The sequence below is a fragment of the Haloarcula sp. DT43 genome, from assembly GCF_037078405.1.
Taxonomy (GTDB): Archaea; Halobacteriota; Halobacteria; order Halobacteriales; family Haloarculaceae; genus Haloarcula; species Haloarcula brevis.
In genome coordinates, this window is the sequence record NZ_JAYMGZ010000001.1 from 100,356 (window position 1) to 117,127 (window position 16,772).

At 69.3% G+C, this 16,772-nt stretch carries 21 protein-coding genes; 9 read left to right on the forward strand and 12 right to left on the reverse strand.

Annotation, left to right across the window (positions count from 1 at the left end):
* Positions 1-3: 3 nt before the first annotated feature.
* The gene (locus VI123_RS00520; protein ID WP_336336131.1) at positions 4-900 is read left to right on the forward strand and encodes an alpha/beta fold hydrolase; all 897 of its coding nucleotides are present in this window, start codon (positions 4-6) and stop codon (positions 898-900) included.
* Between the two features lie 36 nt (positions 901-936).
* Complete coding sequence (locus VI123_RS00525; RefSeq protein WP_336336132.1) at positions 937-1,548, forward strand: DUF7139 domain-containing protein; 612 nt, start codon at positions 937-939, stop codon at positions 1,546-1,548.
* Positions 1,549-1,557: 9 nt separating this feature from the next.
* Here VI123_RS00525 and VI123_RS00530 read toward each other — a convergent pair whose 3' ends face one another.
* The gene (locus tag VI123_RS00530; RefSeq protein WP_336336133.1) at positions 1,558-2,406 is read right to left on the reverse strand and encodes a DUF4382 domain-containing protein; all 849 of its coding nucleotides are present in this window, start codon (positions 2,404-2,406) and stop codon (positions 1,558-1,560) included.
* Between the two features lie 191 nt (positions 2,407-2,597).
* On the opposite strand from VI123_RS00530, the gene hjc reads away from it, so the two are divergent.
* Positions 2,598-3,116: a Holliday junction resolvase Hjc gene (hjc, locus tag VI123_RS00535; RefSeq protein ID WP_336336134.1), complete on the forward strand. Its 519-nt coding sequence runs from the start codon at positions 2,598-2,600 to the stop codon at positions 3,114-3,116.
* Between the two features lie 5 nt (positions 3,117-3,121).
* Here hjc and VI123_RS00540 read toward each other — a convergent pair whose 3' ends face one another.
* Positions 3,122-3,760, reverse strand: coding sequence for an SWIM zinc finger family protein (locus VI123_RS00540; RefSeq protein WP_336336135.1), 639 nt, complete (start codon positions 3,758-3,760; stop codon positions 3,122-3,124).
* 129 nt (positions 3,761-3,889) lie between these two features.
* Between VI123_RS00540 and VI123_RS00545 the strand changes: the two genes are divergently transcribed.
* Positions 3,890-4,099 (forward strand): DUF7472 family protein, encoded by a 210-nt coding sequence (locus VI123_RS00545; protein WP_336336136.1) that lies wholly within the window; start codon positions 3,890-3,892, stop codon positions 4,097-4,099.
* Here the strand turns inward: VI123_RS00545 and priL are convergent.
* Complete coding sequence (gene priL, locus VI123_RS00550; RefSeq protein ID WP_336336137.1) at positions 4,096-5,172, reverse strand: DNA primase regulatory subunit PriL; 1,077 nt, start codon at positions 5,170-5,172, stop codon at positions 4,096-4,098. The two genes, VI123_RS00545 and priL, sit on opposite strands and share 4 nt — an antisense overlap.
* Before the next feature lie 263 nt (positions 5,173-5,435).
* Here priL and VI123_RS00555 point away from each other — a divergent pair, with 263 nt between their 5' ends.
* Positions 5,436-5,588: a hypothetical protein gene (locus tag VI123_RS00555; protein ID WP_336336138.1), complete on the forward strand. Its 153-nt coding sequence runs from the start codon at positions 5,436-5,438 to the stop codon at positions 5,586-5,588.
* 139 nt (positions 5,589-5,727) lie between these two features.
* Here VI123_RS00555 and VI123_RS00560 read toward each other — a convergent pair whose 3' ends face one another.
* From VI123_RS00560 to VI123_RS00570, 3 genes are all read right to left on the reverse strand, one after another.
* Positions 5,728-7,005, reverse strand: coding sequence for an adenosylhomocysteinase (locus VI123_RS00560; protein ID WP_336336139.1), 1,278 nt, complete (start codon positions 7,003-7,005; stop codon positions 5,728-5,730).
* 44 nt (positions 7,006-7,049) lie between these two features.
* Positions 7,050-8,126: a hypothetical protein gene (locus tag VI123_RS00565; RefSeq protein WP_336336140.1), complete on the reverse strand. Its 1,077-nt coding sequence runs from the start codon at positions 8,124-8,126 to the stop codon at positions 7,050-7,052.
* A gap of 150 nt (positions 8,127-8,276) precedes the next feature.
* On the reverse strand, positions 8,277-9,575 hold the full coding sequence (locus VI123_RS00570; protein ID WP_336336141.1) for an amidohydrolase: 1,299 nt from the start codon (positions 9,573-9,575) through the stop codon (positions 8,277-8,279).
* A gap of 211 nt (positions 9,576-9,786) precedes the next feature.
* Here VI123_RS00570 and VI123_RS00575 point away from each other — a divergent pair, with 211 nt between their 5' ends.
* Both VI123_RS00575 and hisG read left to right on the forward strand, forming a co-directional pair.
* A complete protein-coding gene (locus VI123_RS00575) occupies positions 9,787-10,929 on the forward strand; it encodes an MFS transporter (RefSeq protein ID WP_336337357.1) in 1,143 nt (380 codons plus the stop codon).
* A 57-nt stretch (positions 10,930-10,986) separates the two neighbouring features.
* Positions 10,987-11,835 (forward strand): ATP phosphoribosyltransferase, encoded by an 849-nt coding sequence (hisG, locus tag VI123_RS00580; RefSeq protein ID WP_336336142.1) that lies wholly within the window; start codon positions 10,987-10,989, stop codon positions 11,833-11,835.
* 214 nt (positions 11,836-12,049) lie between these two features.
* On the opposite strand, the gene VI123_RS00585 is transcribed toward hisG, so the two are convergent.
* Complete coding sequence (locus VI123_RS00585; RefSeq protein WP_336336143.1) at positions 12,050-12,439, reverse strand: DUF7473 family protein; 390 nt, start codon at positions 12,437-12,439, stop codon at positions 12,050-12,052.
* An 87-nt stretch (positions 12,440-12,526) separates the two neighbouring features.
* Between VI123_RS00585 and VI123_RS00590 the strand changes: the two genes are divergently transcribed.
* Positions 12,527-13,558 (forward strand): TIGR01177 family methyltransferase, encoded by a 1,032-nt coding sequence (locus VI123_RS00590; protein WP_336337358.1) that lies wholly within the window; start codon positions 12,527-12,529, stop codon positions 13,556-13,558.
* A gap of 89 nt (positions 13,559-13,647) precedes the next feature.
* Entirely contained in the window at positions 13,648-13,803 is a 156-nt protein-coding gene (locus tag VI123_RS00595; protein ID WP_151101250.1) for a rubrerythrin-like domain-containing protein, read from the forward strand.
* On the opposite strand, the gene VI123_RS00600 is transcribed toward VI123_RS00595, so the two are convergent.
* The 5 genes from VI123_RS00600 to VI123_RS00620 are packed head-to-tail and all read right to left on the reverse strand — an operon-like array spanning position 13,804 to position 16,724.
* Positions 13,804-14,340, reverse strand: a complete 537-nt coding sequence (locus tag VI123_RS00600) for a GTP-dependent dephospho-CoA kinase family protein (protein WP_336336144.1) — start codon at positions 14,338-14,340, stop codon at positions 13,804-13,806.
* 1 nt (position 14,341) lies between these two features.
* On the reverse strand, positions 14,342-14,539 hold the full coding sequence (gene spt4, locus VI123_RS00605; protein WP_336336145.1) for a transcription elongation factor subunit Spt4: 198 nt from the start codon (positions 14,537-14,539) through the stop codon (positions 14,342-14,344).
* Complete coding sequence (locus VI123_RS00610; RefSeq protein WP_004516007.1) at positions 14,539-15,117, reverse strand: DNA-directed RNA polymerase; 579 nt, start codon at positions 15,115-15,117, stop codon at positions 14,539-14,541. Before VI123_RS00610 ends, spt4 begins: the two co-directional genes overlap by 1 nt.
* Positions 15,118-15,120: 3 nt before the next feature.
* Positions 15,121-15,495 carry a twitching motility protein PilT gene (locus VI123_RS00615; protein WP_336336146.1) on the reverse strand — a complete coding sequence of 125 codons (375 nt, stop codon included), beginning with the start codon at positions 15,493-15,495 and terminating at the stop codon, positions 15,121-15,123.
* Positions 15,495-16,724: a translation initiation factor IF-2 subunit gamma gene (locus VI123_RS00620; RefSeq protein WP_336336147.1), complete on the reverse strand. Its 1,230-nt coding sequence runs from the start codon at positions 16,722-16,724 to the stop codon at positions 15,495-15,497. The genes VI123_RS00615 and VI123_RS00620 overlap by 1 nt, the downstream gene beginning before the upstream one ends.
* Positions 16,725-16,772 lie beyond the last annotated feature (48 nt).

Sequence of the window (16,772 nt, forward strand, 5' to 3'; positions counted from 1 at the left end):
CCCATGCGGTCCCCGCCGCAGGTCCCGGCAGCCGACTGGCGGCCGGCCGACACCGAGACGGAGACGCTCTCCCGCCAGGACGACCGCCGTCTGGCCTACGCCACCTACGGCGACCCCGACGGCTATCCGGTGCTGTTCTGTCACGGCACGCCCGGCTCACACGTCGTCGCGCGCCTGCTCGCCGCGCCGGCCCGTGACCGGGGTGTCCGGCTCATCGCTCCCGACAGACCGGGCATCGGGGACTCGACCGACGCGCCCGTCGGACTCGGCGACTGGCCCGACGACGCCGCGGCCCTGCTGTCGCATCTCGACGTCGAGTCCGCGGGCACGGTCGGCTTCTCCGGTGGCGGCCCGTTCGCGCTGGCCTGCCACCGCCTGCCCGAAATCGAGCGCGTCGCGCTCGTCGGCTCCAGCGGCCCGCCCGACGTCGGTTCGACCGGCCGCGTCCAGCAGTTCGTCGGGGCGCTGTCACGCCACGCACCGTGGGCGCTCGGGCGGCTCTTTCGCCTCCAGCGGTGGGTCGCCGTCCGCCGGGACCCGTCCTACGCCGTCGGGTTCGTCGCCGGCGAGACGCCCGAGACGGACGCGCTGAGCGCCGACGAGGTGGCCCGCGTCGTCCGGGCGGACATGCTGACCGCGATGGCGCGCGGACCGAGCGCCGTCGTCCGCGAGCAGCGCTGCCTCTCTCGTCCGTGGCCGTTCGCCCTCGGAGACGTCGGCGTCCCGGTGACGGTGTTCCAGGGGCAGGCCGACGCCAACGTCGACCCGTCGACGGGGAACGCCCTCGCGCGGCGGCTTCCCCGGGCCTCGCTTGAACCCGTCGACGCCGACCACCTCGGCACGCTGACGGCCGCCGGCGACGACGCGCTGGCCGCCGTACGGCGTCGCACGCGCGTCTGACGTACCGTTTTGTGGGTCGGGCGCCAACGGGCCGGTATGGAAAACCTCGGGGACGCGTACGGGAACCGGCGCTGGGAGGGGCGCGACCCCCGCCGCGTCGTCGCCGGTGCGACCCTGGGGTTCGTCGGTGCGCTGGCGGTCGTCGTGGCGATACTCCTCGTGACGACCCCGCTGTCGGCCGTCGTCGGCGCGACGGCGCCCCACGCCGCCGAGAAACTCGGCGGGACGCTGGGCGGATTGGGCATCCCCGCGATGTTCCTGAGCGTCGTCGCCGTGCTCCCGTCGAGCCGACGTGAACAGGTCGGCGTCGCCGTTGGCGCGGTCCTCTGTCTCGTCGGCATCGTCCTGTTCCAGGTGGCCTACCCCTACAACTGGACGGTCGGGGGGCAGACGCTGGCGTTCGAGACGACGATGGCGTACTTCGTCGGGTCCAGCGTGGCGTTCTGGTTCGTCTTCACCGCGATGGCGAGCTTCCGCCGCCGCAACGACCCGCACGGCACCGTCAAACTGGAGATTGCCCACAAGGGCGAGACCAAGACCGTGCAGGTGTCGCCACAGGAGTACAGACGCTACACGGAGGCGGTCCGGGGCGACGGCGGCACGACCGACGAGGTCATCCGAGAACTGGAGTCACGCATCGAAGAGTGAAGGGAAACCCTACTCGGCGGCGGTCTCGTTGCCGGGCCGGTCCGACGCCGGCGGGTCGCGGTCTGTCCCCTCGGCGTCGGTCGCCTCACCGTCGGTCGCTTCGTCATCGTCGGCCTCCGCATCGTCGCCACCGACCTCCTCGACGTCAACGTCCTTCCCGGCGACCCCGCTCTCCGAGATGACCGGCAGAAGGTTGTAACCGCCGTTGCCCTTCTTGACGACGTTGATGTCGAAGACGAACTCGACGGATTCGCCGGCCACCACCTCGAAGGGCTTGGTTATCTGGAGCTTCCCGCTGGGAATCTTCACGTCGACTGACTCGCCGTCGACGACGCCGTCGACGGAGTCGGCGTACAGTTCGATTTTGCTGTACCGGCCCGCTTCGAGTTCCCCGTCGAGGACGCCGATGGCCCTGTCACCGACCACGTCGGTGAGGTCGACCGTCGCGCCGTCGAGGTCGTGGACGACGAAGCCGCCGTCGTCCTCGTCGTCTTCTTCGGTCTCGTCCTCGGCGTCGTCATCATCCGCCGTCTCGGTAGCGTCGGCCGTCCCCGCCTCAGTCGATTCGGCGGTGGCCGTTTCCGTCTCCTCGGCCTCGCTGTCGTCCGTTGTTTCGCTCGCACGGAAGATGCGGGCCCGCGAGAACGACACGTCCAGGGAGTCGAAGTCGCCGATGGCCGCGGGTTGGTCGCTGATGAGGAGCCGGAACCCCCCGACAGCGCCGCCGTCGGCCGTCGTCGCATCGCTGTCGGTGGTCCCGTCACCGTCGGACCCGCCGGAGTCGGGGGACCCGGAACAGCCGGCGAGGAGGCCGACGCCGACGCCAGCGCCCGCCGCGATGAAGCGTCGGCGTCTCATCGGTGGCGCTCCCCGTGTCGTGTCGCTGTCGGTACGGTCGCTGCTGTCGTGAGCGAAATCATGCCGTCGGTCGGGAGGGCACTGGCGGGTATATGCCCCGCGATAGGTCAAACGATGTACGCGTCTTTGAACGGAATGAACGGTCTGTCCGTATCTGAACGGTTTTACCCCCGTCGCTCCACGCTCTGATAATGGCAAACTCGAACGCGAAGGGCGACCGCCGCGAGCGCGAACTGGTCAACGCACTCGACGAGGCGGGGTTCGCGGTGATGCGCGCGCCGGCGAGCGGCAGCGCGACCGAGCGGGAGCTACCGGACGTGCTCTCGGGCGACGGCGAGACGTTCTACGCAATCGAGGCGAAGTCCAGCGCCGGCGACCCCATCTATCTCACCGGCGAGGAGGTCGAGGCGCTGCTCTTCTTCGCGCGGAACTTCGGCGCGAAGCCCCGCATCGCCGTCCGGTTCGACCGCGAGGACTGGTACTTCTTCCACCCGGCGGACCTCCACACGACCGACGGCGGCAACTACCGCGTCAAGAAGGAGAAAGCCCTCTCGGAGGGGACGGACTTCGAGGAGTTCGTGGGCCACTCCGAGAAGGTCACGCTCGACGCGGTGGCCGACGACGGCCCCGACCAGAGCGTGCTGGACGTGCTGTCGGCCTTCGAGCGGGGCGACCTCTCGAAGGAGGACGCCGCGGCGATGCTGGAGTGAGCCGACTACGGGCCGACGAGTTCGGCGTCCTCGGCGCGGCGGAGCCGCGACAGCGGGAAGGCGTACTCCCGCGGGTCGGTCTCGCTGACGGCCGCGGAGAGGTACGTCGCCAACACGACGATGTCGTCGTCGGGGTAGCCGTCGTTGGTGTCGTAGTCGGCGACCGTCTGGCCGGTCGCCTCGACGGTCCAGTCGTCGGCCAGCGTGTCGGTGACGGCCGTCACCACGAGTCTGTCGCCCGTCTCGCGGTCCCGAACGATATCGCCGGTTTCCAGTCGGCACTGGCCACAGAGGTGAGGCGTCGGTGCGTCCGGCCCGACGAAGGTGACGGTGCCACAGGCGTCACAGGTCGCCCGGTCCTTTCCGGGCGGCGCGACCCGCCGTGCAGTGATTTCGATGGCGACGCGCCGGAGGTGCTTGCAGTGCTCGCCGCGGATGCGGTTGTCGGGACAGGCACAGGACTGCTGTGTGATGTCGACGAGGTACGTGCTGTCGCTTTCGGTCGTCACGGCGTACGTGCCGTCCGCGCGCGGGCGAACGGCCATGCGCTCGGTCCAGGCGCGGGCGGCCCGGTCCGGGAGTGAACGGAGGTCCGGTGCAAGTGCGGTACTCTGCCGGTCGGCTGCTGGCTCGATGAGCGTCATAGGTGCGGACGCGGCTGTATTTTCGGGTGCGTCCAGTCGAAACGTAGGTGCTACACGGCCCTAAATTGCTCGGCCGCCGGGCTCCGGCGCTTCGATACCCTTTTTGCCGGCCCTGTGAAACCGCAGGACATGGATATCGAGCGGGAGACGCTCCTGCAAATCGTCATCTCGGCGGTCGCCGTCGTGCTGTTCGTCAGCGCAGCTGTTACCGTCTCACAGTCGTACCTGAGCGGGTCGAGCCTGTCAGCCACCGGCGGGTACGCCCTCATCGGGGTCATCGGCCTGTTCGTCGTGTTCATGACCGCTGCCGGTCTCTGGCTCGAACGCCAGCAGTTCTAGGCGTCGGCCTCTTCGTCGCCCTCGTCCTCGCGCCAATCGACCAGTTCCTCCTCGTCGGTGTCGTCTAGCTTCTGCTCGTAGTAGCCCATCGGATGGGCAATCGTCTCACAGAGGTCGTCCTTGTTGACGCAGTCGCCGTAGGACTGCATGGTCGAACACGCCGGCGTCGAGTATTCCGTCGGGCTGGTCTCGCCACGGATGTGGTCGACCTGGTAGCGGGTCGCTTCCTCGCCGAAGCCGGGGTTGACCTGGAACAGGTCGACGATTTCGTCCGTCGTCATGCCGATGCCGGTCAGGAACGCGGCGATGGCAAAGCGGGAGTGGTGTTCCAGGTGCTCGCCCTTCTGGACCTGGTCGAGCAGGGACTTCATGCAGGGCGGGAACAGCTCCGGCACGACGGTGTCGATTTCGCGGGTGAGTTCCAGGTCCGAGAGGACTTCCTCCAGGCGGTCGACCTCCTCGGTCAGTTCGTCCGCGATGGCGTCGGGGACGTCGAACGGCAGGCCGTCGGCGACGCGGTGGCGGATGGCCTGCTTCAGCAGGACGTGCAACTCCTCGGCGGTGACCCGGACCTGCCCGTCGGCCAGCGGCCGGTTGACCAGCCGCCAGGAGTCCCCCCGCTGGTCGGCCGCCAGGTCGAGATACGCGCCGACCTCGACGCGGTAGCCGTCGCCGGCGTCCCGGACGGCGCTCGCGAGGTCGAACTCCGCGAGCAGTTCCTCGCGGTCCAGCGTCTCCCGCTGGGTGGATTTCAGCTCCGTCGTCGTGGCGAACTCCTCGGTGAACCGCTCGTAGGCCGCCTCGGCCTCCGCCTGCGCGTACTTGCGGGTACAGATGTGGACGTCGACGAGCGAGACCAGCACGCGGGCGACGGGGTACGACAGCAGTTCGACGCGTGTCCGCCGGTGTGGCTCGCCGACGCTGCCGTCCGTGATGGCCGACTCGACTCGCTCCAGCGCGCGCGCCGTGACCGCCTCGTCCGTGGCGACGACCTCGCCGAGGTCCACCGCCGCGGCTTCGACGGCCTCGCGTGACCGCGCCAGGAACGGATAGCGTGCGTGGAGCGGTTCCATTGCCACCACCTTTCGGACGGGAGCGAATAAAATTGCCGTCACCGAACGGGCCGGCGCGTGCGCCGCTCGCGGCCACTCCCGACCCGACCGCACCGCCGTCGGGACCCAGGAGAGTCAGGGGCCCTATACACGTAGCGTCGCCGGGCCATCGCCCCAATACAGCTAGCGGACAAGCCGATACCCCTGACGCCGTTCTATCGACGTGTGGTAAGGACGAGAGGGGACAACCGCCCCTCGACGGGTAACTGCCCACACAGGCACACATGACGCACAAACACGACACCGACTCACGGTCCGGTATCCGAGCGACGTTCGAAGAGTACGACGTTGGCGAGAGCACGGTCGCCCACATCGGCGACCCCGAGAACCGGTCGGCGTGGATTCAGTCGACGGTGTCCGTCGACGTACGGCGATAGCTCACCGACACTACGGAGTTCCGGCGCGCCGTTTCGGCTCTTCTTGACGCTCCGTGGCCGCGTTTTCGCACTCGACAGGAGTTCCCGCCCTTCGGTCACCGCTCGACTGATAAGTGGTCTTCGCTGCGCTCAGACCACTCTACGTCCCATGCTGCCAGGAATCCATATACTCGGCCTGCGTGTCGGTCAGCGCGTCGAATTCGACGCCCTCGGCGTCCAGTTTGATTTCGGCGACCTCCTTGTCCAGTTCGTCCGGGACGGCGTGGACGCCGGCGTCGTAGTCGTCGCCGTTCTCGACCAGTTCGCGGACGCAGACGGCCTGCACGCCGAAGCTCTGGTCCATGACCTCGACGGGGTGGCCCAGCGCGACGGGGGTAGCGAGGTTGACCAGACGGCCCTCCGCCAGCACGTTCAGTCGGCGGCCGTCGGCCAGCTCGTAGGTCCGGACGCCGTCGCGGGACTCGTAGGTGTCGGCGGCGAGGTCCGACAGCGCGTCGAGGTCGACCTCCACGTCGAAGTGGCCGGCGTTAGCCAGCAGGACGCCGTCCTGCATGGCCTCGAAGTGCTCCTCGACGACCACGTCGCGGTTGCCCGTCGTCGTGATGAACACGTCGCCCTCGGCGGCGGCCTCGGCCATCGGCTTCACGTCGTAGCCCTCCATGTGGGCTTCGAGCGCGCGGCGGGGCTCGACCTCCGTGACGACCACGTCGGCGTTCTGGCCGGCAGCCTTCTTCGCGACACCCTTGCCGCAGTAGCCGTAGCCGGCGACGACGACGGTCTTGCCGGCCCACGAGAGGTTCGTCGTCATGGCGATGGAGGCCAGCGAGGACTCGCCGGTGCCGTGGACGTTGTCGAACAGGCGCTTCATCGGCGTGTCGTTGACGGCGAACACCGGGTACTTCAGTTCGCCGTCCTCGTCCATGGCGCGCAGGCGGTGGACGCCGGTGGTGGTCTCCTCGGCCCCGCCGACGATGGTGTCGATGAGCTCGGGGTAGTCCTCGTGGATGGCCGCCACGAGGTCCATGCCGTCGTCGACGGTGATGGTCGGCTCGTGGTCGATGACCGCCTCGATGGCGTCGTAGTACGCCTCGTCGTCGACGCCCCGCTCGGCGTAGGAGGTGACGCCGTCGACGGCGTCCAGCGCGGCGCTCACGTCGTCGTGCGTCGAGAGGGGGTTACAGCCGGTGATTGCGACCTCCGCGCCGCCGGCGGCGAGGATTTCGGCCAGGACGGCGGTCTTCGCTTCGACGTGCATCGCCATGCCGATGCGCTCGCCGGCGAAGGGCTGGTCGGCCTCGAACTGCTCGCGGAGCGCGCCGCAGATGGGCATGTGCTGAATGGCCCAGTCCATCTTCTTGCGGCCGGACTCACGAGCCTCGTCGAGGTCGTCAAGTCGCTCTGAAATAGGCGTCGTCATGCCACGACAGACGGAGAGAGTTCCTAAAACGCTACCGAAGCCGCTCAGTTGCCGCGATCGGCGGGCGGACCGGCGTCGTCCGGTCGGCCGCGGTCGCTGTCGTCATCGTCGTTATCGTCGTTGTCGCTGTCGTCATCGTCGTTATCGCCGTCGTCCTCTGACTCCTCGGCGTCGCTGTCCGCGTCGTCCTCAGCGCCCTCTTCGTCGCCGGATTCGTCGTCTTCGTCCGCCGATTCCGTGTCTTCGCTGTCGTCCTCGGAGTCCACGTCTTCGCCGTCGTCCCCATCTTCGGTCTCGTCCTCGTGGTCCTCGTCTTCAGTCTCGGTCTCGTCCTCGTCGTCGTTACCGCGGTCCTCCGGCGGGCCAGCGTGGTCCGGGGGGCCACGGCGGTCGTCCTCGTCCGTTTCGTTGTCGTCTTCGGTCTCGTCCTCGTCGTCATCGCGGTCATCGGGCGGTCCAGCGTTCTCGGGCGGGCCGCGGCGGTCGTCGTCCTCGGTTTCGTTCTCGTCGTCCTCACCGAAGATGTCGACCGGCGGTCCCTGTCGGTCGCTGGGGTGCGTTTCGTTCTCGCTCTCGTTCGCACCCGTGACGTGGGCGGGCGGGCCGTCGTGGTCCGGCGCGTTGCCGGGGTTGTTCGCCGTCACGAAGCTGGCGACGGCGGGACCGATGCCGCCGGTCCGGTTCTCGTCGCTCAGCAGGTCGTTGACGTAGGCCGACACCCGGAGACCGAAGGTGTCGAACTCGGTGACGTTCGCGGTGACGGTCAGGTCCGCCGTCGTCGTCGCGGTGTGGTTGGCCGCCGTCGCCGTCACCTCAACTGTGACGTTCTGCTCGGGCGCGGGCAACCCGACCGTGCCGTCACCGTCGGTCGTGTAGTTCCCCGTCCCGGCGTAGGAGGCGTTGTCGACCGTCTCGACGGCGACCGAGGCGTTCTCGACGCCCGTCTCGTTCGCCGTGACCGATACCGTCGCCGTGCCGTCGTCGGCCTGTGTGACGCCGACCGCGAGCGCGTTGCCCGCGTCGGTGTTCCCGGCCGAGTCCGCCCCGGCGGCCAGTCCCGGCCCGGCGGCCAGCATGACCAGTCCGGCAGCGGCGTACAGTGCGAAGAGCTTGGTGCGCATCGTGCCAGAGAGGTGCGCCGAGAGGGCGATAAACACCCCCTCCCGTTCAACTCGTTCACCACGTTCGCGGTCGCGTCGAGACCGTCCGAGAACCGGCGATATCGTTTATGCGCTGTTTTCGTCGTTTAGTTACCACTTCAGTTCGATTGGTTAAGAGGCCGCCCGTTCGACCAGCGCGGCGGCGTGTTCGCTCGCCCGCTCCCGCACCGCCGCCTCGTCGAACACCTCGACGGTCCGGTCGCGCATGAGCACCGCGCCGTCACAGACCGTGTGGCGCACGTCGCTGCCGCGGACGGCGTAGGCCAGGTGCGAGACGAGGTCGTGGACCGGGGTCAGGTGCGGCGCGTCGAGGTCGATTACGGCGAGGTCGGCGTTCGCGCCGGCCTCGATGCGCCCGCTGTCGAAGCCGAGCAGGTCCGCGCCGTTCGCCGTCGCCATCTCGACGACCGTGCCCGCGTCGACCGCGCTGGCGTCGTCGGCCGCCAGTTTGCCCAGCATCGCCGCGTCGCGCATCTCGTCGAACATGTCGAGGTCGTTGTTCGAGGCCGCGCCGTCGGTCCCGATGCCGACGGTGACGCCGGCGTCGAGCAGGTCCTGGACGGGGGCCATCCCGCTGGCGAGTTTCATGTTCGAGGCCGGGCAGTGGGCGACGCCGGTGCCCGTCTCGGCCAGCAGGTCGATTTCGCTCTCGTCGACGTGGACGCCGTGGGCGACGTAGGTGTCCCCGTCCAGCAGGCCGACGTCGTCGGCGTAGGCGAGGGGGCGCACGCCGTGCTCGTCGACGATTGGCGTCACCTCGTCGCGTGTCTCGTTGGCGTGGAAGTGTATCGAGAGTCCGTCGTCGAGGGCCTGCGGGACGAACTCCCGGAGGAAGTCCTCGCCGACGGTCGTCAGCGAGTGGGGCTGGAACGTCGTCCGAATCCGGCCGTCGGCCGCGCCGTCGAGTTCTCGGGCCACGTCGAGGCTCTCCCGCAGGTCGGCCCGCGCGCCCTCGTCGTCCTTGCCGACCGTGACTGCTGTGAACCCGAGCACCGCCCGCATCCCGGCCTGGTCGACGGCATCGGCGATTTCCCCGACCTCGAAGTACATGTCCGAGAGACTGGTCGTCCCCGAGCGAATCATCTCGACCAGCCCGAGTTCCGCGCCGGCGCGGATGTCCTCGGGCGTCAGTTCGGCCTCGACGGGCCAGACGTCTTCCTGAAGCCACGCGCCGAGAGGCTTGTCGTCGGCGAGGCCCCGCAGCATCGTCATGGCGACGTGGGTGTGGGCGTTGACCAGGCCAGGGATGACCAGCCCGTTCTCGGCGTCGAGTTCGTCGTCGCCGGAGAGCGCGCCCGGCTCGTCGACCGCCACGATGTCGCCGCTGTCCCGCGATACCAGTACGTCCGCCCGCTCGACAGTCAGGTCCGGGCGGAGGACCTGCCCGCCGGTGACGAGGAGTTCACTCATGGCCGTGGCTTCGCAACCGCGGGTCTTAGTTCGCCGGGTCGACGGCGTCGCAGTGCGGTGTGTTGGCACGCGCTGGGTCGGCCGACCGCCGAAGCGGTGCCTGTTCCGCAGGGGTCTTTCCGCTCCAGCGCGTCCGAGAGGCCAAAGCATGGCGACGGCAGAGCGCATCCGGCAGCGGGTCACCGCCCTGCGACACGAGAGCCCGGGCCGCATGCTGCTCGCCGTCGCCGCCGGCTGGTTCCTCGTGCTCGGGATGCGCTTCGTCGTCCCGGCGATTCTGCCGACGATACGCGAGGAGTTCGTCATCTCCAACGCCCAGGCCGGGCTCGCGGTCACGGTGCTGTGGCTCACCTACGCGGCGATGCAGTTCCCCGCCGGGGCGCTCATCGACCGGGTCGGCGAGCGAACGCTGCTGGTGGCCGCGGCGCTGCTGTCCGGCGTCGGGCTGCTTGGCTACTTCTTCGCGCCGGTGTTCTCGCTGTTTCTGGTCGCCACGGGCGCGTTCGGGCTCGGGACGGGGCTGTACGGCCCGACCCGCGGGACCGTCCTCTCGCGGACGTTCGACGCCCGCGAGGGGACCGCCTTCGGCGTCGTGATGGCCGCCGGCTCCCTCGGGGCGGCCGCCCTGCCGGCGGTCGCCGCGTTCGTCGCCACCCGCTACGGCTGGCGTGCGGCCCTCGCCAGCGTCGCCCCGCTGTTCATAGTCGTGGCGGGCGCGCTCTGGCTGTCGGTCTCGGACCGCCCGGCCGTCGATAGCGAGCGGAGCCTCCGACGGGACCTCCGGACGGTCGTCGCGGGCTTTCGCAACCGGGCACTCGTGCTGTCGGTCTCCGGCGAGACGCTCATGCTGTTCGTCTTCCAGGCCGTGACGGCGTTCCTGACGACGTATCTGGTCGCGGTCCGGGGCCTCTCACAGGGGACCGCCGGGGCGCTCCTCTCGGTGCTGTTCGTCGGCGGCGCGCTCTCACAGACGGTCACCGGGCGGCTCGCCGACCGGTACGGGACGCCGGTCGTGCTGACCGGGGTCGCGCTCGTCAGCACCGTCCCGCTCGCGCTCGTGCCGTCCGTGGAGGGCGTGGCCCCGCTGGCCGTCGTCGCCGCCGCTATCGGGGTTCGGATGAGCGCCGGGCCGCTCGCCAACGCCTACATCGTCGATACGCTGCCGGACGCCGCCGAGGGGACCGGCTGGGGCCTGCTCCGGACCGCCTTCTTCGCGGTCAGTTCGCTCGGCTCGACGGCGGTTGGCCTGCTCGCCGACCGCGGCCTGTTCGCCCTCGCGTTCTACGGGCTCGCCGGGCTGACGCTCCTGGCCGCGGGCGTCTTCCTCACCCTGCCGCGCCGGGGCCGGGTGTGACAGGTCCCGCCGGCCGCGAGGGGAAAGACAGTTGCCCCGCGGCCTGCCAGTAGGCGTATGCGCATCGCCGTCCCCAACAAGGGCCGCCTGCACGAACCAAGCGAGGAACTGCTCGAACGGGCCGGCCTCCACGTCGTCGACGGGGCCGACCGTCAGCTACACGCCGACACCGTCGACCCGGACGTGACCGTGCTGTACGCCCGCGCCGCCGACATCCCCGAGTACGTCGCGGACGGCGCTGCCGACGTGGGCATCACCGGCCTCGACCAGGTCCGCGAATCCGACGCCGACGAACTCGTCGAACTCCGGGACCTCGATTTCGGCCGCTGTCGCCTCGTCCTCGCCGCCCCGGAGGACAGCGACGTCGAGACGGTCTACGACTTCGAAGGGGGCCGCATCGCCACGGAGTTCCCGACCATCACCCGCCGGTACTTCGACCGCGTCGACGTCGACGTCGACGTAACGGAGGTGTCCGGCGCGACGGAACTCACGCCCCACGTCGACATCGCCGACGGCATCGTCGACATTACCTCGACCGGGACGACGCTCCGGATGAACCGCCTCGAAGTCGTCGACGAGGTGCTCGAAAGTTCCGTACGCCTGTTCGCTCGCGCGGACACAGCTGACGACGAGAAGGTCCAGCAGGTCGACACCGCGCTCGGCTCCGTCCTCGCCGCCGAAGACAAGCGCTATCTGATGATGAACGCCCCCGAAGACGCCCTCGATGACGTGAAAGGCGTGCTCCCGGGGATGGGCGGCCCCACCGTGATGGACATCGCCGGCTCCGACCAGCTCGCCGTCCACGCCGTCGTCGAGGAGCGGGCGGTCTTCGAGACCATCAGTTCGCTCAAGGACGTGGGCGCGAGCGACATCCTCGTGACCGAAATCGAGCGGCTGGTGGAATAGTACCTTTTTGTGGCGGGGGTATCCTCGCGCCGACGGTGCTGCGGGCACCCCCGCCACAAAAATCTACGCTAAAAAGGCTCCAAGTCGCGGCCTGGGGCCGCGACTCGGAGTGAAACCGCGCCGGAGGCGCGGTATGCTAGCCGCGTCCGGCCCGCGCCGCAAACGGCCGAGAGCGTCTGGCAGTCATCCTCTCACTTCGCCTCTGTTCCGGGGTTCAGAAGAACCCGAAGATGTTGTTCAACGCGAACCCGAGCACCGCCGCGAACGCCAGGTGCAGCGCAACGAGCGGGGCCGTCGAGCGGGTCGACAGCCGGTAGGAGAGGCTGATGGCGATGCCGTCGGCCACGAGGGTGAGCAACAGGACGACCGCGACGCCGAGGTCGGCCGAGACGACGCCGGATTCGACGCCCCAGCGCTGGAGAATCAGCGAGACGACCGCCGGGACGAGGGCGGCCTTGGCGGCGAGCTGGCTCGGCACGTCGCCGATGAAGAACGTCGCGGCCAGGTGGAGGGTGACGGCGTAGAACAGCCAGGTGACGAGGACGGTCACGACGACCGCGAGGAGACCGCCGCCGGTCAGGCTGGAGAACCCGGACTGGAGCATACCCGAGGTTCGGCGGCCGGTCGCTTGTGCGTTTTGTTCCCGGGCGCGACCGGCACGCTCATGCACGCTCGCCCACACCGCTCGGGCGTGTACGTCCTCGAACTCGGCGGGCAGGACGACGCGTTCGCGCGGCGGGAGGCCGCAAGCGCCGCGAGCGCCGTCGACGTGCTCGCCCCCGGGCTGGCGACGGCACGGGGCATCAGCGGCCGCGTCCGCCACCTCGCGTTCACCCACCGGGCCTGTGACCTGGTCGGCACCACCGACCCCGACGTCGAGAGCGCCGCCGCGTTGCTGTCGGCCGCGACCGTCGACCGCGAGGGGAGCGTCGCCGTGCGGGCGGTCGACGTGCGGGCGAGCACCGGCGTCGACACCCAGCAAGCCGAGCGGACGCTGGGCGGCGTCCTGACCGACCGCGGCTTCGCCGTCGACCTCGACGACCCAGACCACGTCCTCTACGCCTACTTCTCGGACCCCACTGGCGACGAGGAGGGCGGGACCGGCGAGGCCTGCTGTGCGCTGGGCTGGCTCGCCGCCGAGAGCGTCCGGGACTTCGGGGAGCGCCAGCCCACCGACCGCCCGTTCTTCCAGCCCGGCAGTATGGACCCGCTCGAAGCCCGCGCGCTGGTCAACGTCGCCGGGGCCGGCCCGGACGCCACGGTCCTGGACCCGATGTGTGGCACCGGCGGGCTCCTGCTGGAGGCGGGGCTGGTCGGGGCCGACGTGGTCGGCGGCGACGCGCAGGCGAAGATGGTCCGCGGGACGCGCGAGAACCTCGCGTACGCGCTCGACGGCGACGGCCATCCCGACAGAGACGCCTATCCCGAGGCGGGCGAGTGGGGGCTGGTCCGCTCCGACGCGTCCGCGCTGCCGGTGGCCGACGACGCCGCCGACGCCGTCGTGTTCGATGCGCCCTACGGCCGACAGTCCCGCATCGAGGGCGAACTGGCCCCCCTCGTCGCCGGTGCGCTCGGCGAAGCCGCCCGCGTCGCTGCGCGGTGCGTGCTGGTCGCGGACCGCGACTGGCGAGACACCGCGACGGACGCGGGCTGGACCGTCACCGACTACTTCCGACGGCGGGTCCACCGTTCGCTAGTCAGGCACGTTCACGTCCTTGAGTGAACGTACGTCCAGTTTCTCTGGACAGCCGTTGTGCTTCGTCGCGGTATGAGCAAGGTTTATCCCACGACGAGTGCCAAGTAGTACCAAGCATGCCGACGTGGTCAGACCCAGCCCCCTGTGACGACGACGAACAGCTGTTCGAATGTCCGGACTGCGGAAAACGGCTGTGTAGCGAGCGCTCGACGGTCAGCTGCGACCGCTGTGAGACGGCGATGCAGAACCTCAGCGTGCCGCGACCGGAGTAACTATTCCAGAAGCGCCATCGCTCGCTCGGTGTCGCCGTCCATCCGCTCCAGCAGGTCCCGGGCCCGCTCCCGGGCCGTGTCGTCGCAGTGGACCAGCACCATTCCCTCGTCCGGCTGGCCGTAGACGACGCTCGCCCCGGCCGGCGCGGCGAGGACGACGGGCAGCGTGGCGAGGTCCTCCTCGCCGTCGACGTCGACGAGCGTCGTCCCCTCGCTGTCGAGGCCGTCACGGAGCGCGCCGAGCAGCGCGGCGGTGAGCGTCGCGGCCGGGTTCGCCACGGCGAGTTCCCGGTCGAAGCCGTCGATTGCCGCCGTCACGTCCGCGTCGACGGCCGAGCGCTTGGTCCGTTCGTCGACCAGCGCGAGGTCCGGCACGCGGCCGGCCTCGACGAGGTGGTAGGTGACCATGTCGCCGACGGCGATAATCGGGTCCGCGGCGTCGGCCAGCAGCGCCGCTGTGTCGGTGTAGATGCGTCCGAGCGGCTCTTTCAGGTCCGTTCGCAGGCCGCTCGGGAGTTCGAGAACGACGTCGGACACGTTAGCGGACTTTCAGCGCGTACTTGCCCGGCTCGGTCACTTCCATCTCGGCGGCGATGTCGGAGCGGTCCGGGTGCGCGATGACGACGTAGCCGGCCCAGTCCTCCGTCAGCGCGGTGCCGCCACAGGCCTCACACTGGCTCTCTATCTCCGCGCTCTGGACGCGGTGGCAGTCGCGGCAGACGAGTCGGTCCGCCATCAGCTATCACCGGCTTCCGCCGTGCCCTCGCGGCGCTCGCGCTCCTCCTGGAGCCAGCCGTGCTTGCCCAGCCCGACCTGCTTGGCCGTGAGGCCGATTTTGGAGTCGCGCGGGTTGCGCTCGTCGATGCTCTTGGTGACGATGCGGGCCCGGACGGCGTCGCCGACGGTGAGCGTCCGGTTGGACTCTCGGGAGGCCAGTTGCTGGTTCTCCTCGTCGTAGGCGAGGTACTCGTCGGATATCTGGGAGACGTGCAGCAGGCCGTCGACCGGCCCGATGCCGATGAAGGCCCCGAAGTTGACGACCTCGACGACCTCGCCGTCGACCACTTCCTGCATCTGCGGGTCGAAGGTTAGCGCGTCGAACTCGGCCTCGTAGTAGACGCCGGGCTTGTTCGGCAGCACGGCTCCGGTGCCGATGTCGTGGACCTCGATGACGGAGACGACGCTGCCGACGTCCTCGTCCATCCGACCTTCGAGCTTCTCTTGCAGGAGCCGTTTGACCAGCCCCGGACTGACCTCCGCCAGAAAGCGTGGCGGGACTTCGACCGTATCGCGTAGGCGTACCCGTTTATACATGTGTTATGGTTGAGTGATACCCAGTTTGTTCCGGCCCCTTAAACTAATTACTGGAACGCCCGCGTCCAGCAGGCGTCGTTTGAGGGGGGTGTCGTTCGTGACCGCGTGTGTCGCGTCGTCACCTCGCGCGAGTTCGAGGACGGCGTCGTCGGCGTAGTCGGCCGTCGTCTCCCGGACCGTACACCGGTCCAGCAGGTCCTGGCCGACCGAGGCGGCCGTCGCTTCCGCGCCGGCCCCGTCGGCCAGTTTCGCCAGTTCCTCGCGGACGGCCGCCGGCACGACGTACTCCGCCGTCCCGACGACCCTGTCGAGTTCCTCGAACAGCCGGACGTTGCATTCGACCGGCATCATCAGGGCGTTCGTGTCCAGCACGAGCATCACCGCAGCGTGCCGACGCCGATGAGCCGCCACCGCGCGCCGACGCGGCGGTTGATGGCGATTTTCGAGCCCGAGGCCGCACAGACCGGGCGCTTGAGTGCGACCTCACACTCGTCGTCCCGGGCGCTCGTGACGGAGCCGACCGTGGTCGCCGTCCCGATGGTCAGCATGAGCGGTTCGCCGGTCGATATCTCCTCGACCTCGCCGCCGTCGTCGCCGACGATGCGTTCGAGCAGGTCCACGTCCATCGTGAACGTCTCGTGGGTCGGCGGCAGGCTGCCGGGCGGGCCGGCGACCTGGCCGGCCAGCGCGTCGCCTTTCGTTATCGACGGGTCGAGCCCCGTGCCGACGCCGAGCAGGCCGCCCGGCGTCACCGTGTCGACGAAGTCGCCGCCCGACTGCAGCGAGCGGACCGTCGTCGTCACGGGCTGCCACTCCGTCTTGCCGCCCTCCTCGACCTCGCGGCCGGGGCGGAGCTCGATTTCGTCGTCGACTTCGAGTTGCCCACTGACGAGCGAGCCCCCGAGCACGCCGCCCATCAGGTCCTCCCAGGTCGTGCCCGGGCGGTTGATGTCGAACGAGCGCGCGACCATCATGCGGGCGTCCTCGTCGGGGTCCCGCTCCGGCGTCGGAATCTCGGACTGGATGGCCTCGATGAGCAGGTCGATGTTGGCCTCCTGGCCCGCGCTGATGGGGACGACCGGCGCGTCCTCGGCGACGGTGCCCTCGACGAACTCCTGTATCTGCTCGTAGTTCTGTATCGCCCGCTCCTCGTCGACGAGGTCGACCTTGTTCTGGGCGATGACGATGTTGTCGATGCCGATGATGTCGAGCGCGGAGAGGTGCTCCTCTGTCTGGGCCTGCGGGACAGGCTCGGTCGCCGAGATGACCAGGACCGCGCCGTCCATGATGGCCGCGCCGGACAGCATCGTCGCCATGAGCGTCTCGTGACCCGGAGCGTCCACGAACGACACCGTCCGGAGGTGGTCGGTGTCGACGTCGTGGTCGTCGCAGTGCTCGTCGACAGTGAAGGCCTCCGGCTCCTCGGCCTCCGGACAGCGACGGAACGTCGCGTCGGCGTAGCCGAGTCGGATAGAGATACCGCGTTTCATCTCCTCGGAGTGCTGGTCGGTCCATTCGCCGGACAGCGCCTGTACGAGCGTCGTCTTTCCGTGGTCGACGTGCCCGACGAGTCCGATGTTCACCTCCGGTTGTTTGTTCGATGTCATTTCGGGAGTAATCTTGGTGGAGTTTCGCCGCGTGCAACTGATAAACCT